Below are 891 nucleotides of genomic sequence, written 5' to 3' on the forward strand. Positions count from 1 at the left end.
GACCAGTACAAGACGCGCGAATTGCCGCCTGTGGAATGCAATTACCGGGGCTATCACGTCGTCTCAGCGCCGCCACCCAGTTCGGGCGGCGTCATCATCTGCGAGATCCTGAACATCCTGGAGGGCTACCCGCTCAAGGAACTGGGCTTTCGCTCCGCGCAGGCGGTGCACTACCAGATCGAGGCGATGCGCCACGCCTACGTGGACCGCAACAGCTACCTGGGCGACCCGGATTTCGTCAAGAACCCGCTGGACCGGTTGCTCAGCAAGGACTACGCGGCCCAGCTGCGCGCGGTCATCGACCCGCACAAGGCCGGCGTGTCCAAGGACATCAAGCCCGGCGTGTCGCCGCACGAGGGCAGCAACACCACGCACTACTCCATCGTCGACAAATGGGGCAATGCCGTATCGGTGACCTACACCTTGAACGACTGGTTCGGTGCCCGCGTCACCGCGGCCGGGACCGGCGTGCTGCTGAACGACGAGATGGACGACTTCACCGCCAAGGTGGGCGTGCCCAACCTCTACGGCCTGGTGCAGGGCGAGGCCAACCGCATCGAGCCCGGCAAGCGACCACTGTCGTCCATGAGCCCCACCATCGTCACCAAGGACGGCAAGACGGCGATGGTGGTCGGCACGCCGGGCGGCAGCCGCATCATCACGGCGGTGCTGCACACGATGATCAACGTCATCGACTACGGCATGGACGTGCAGGAGGCGACGGACGCGCCGCGCTTCCACCAGCAGTGGCTGCCCGAAGCGACCAACGTCGAGGCCTTCGCGCTGTCGCCAGACACGCGCAAGATCCTCGAGGGCTGGGGCCAGAAGTTCGCCGACCCGCAACCCGCCAACCACCTCGCCAGCATCTTGGTCGGCGCCCCCAGGCTCGGC

General features: G+C 66.1%; 1 protein-coding gene. It reads left to right on the forward strand.

Annotated elements, in window-relative coordinates; translation table 11 throughout:
• On the forward strand, positions 1-891 hold an 891-nt coding region (locus AC1DU6_RS33240), incomplete at both ends, for a gamma-glutamyltransferase family protein (RefSeq protein WP_477862587.1).

This window comes from Roseateles sp. P5_B10 (genome assembly GCF_056400485.1).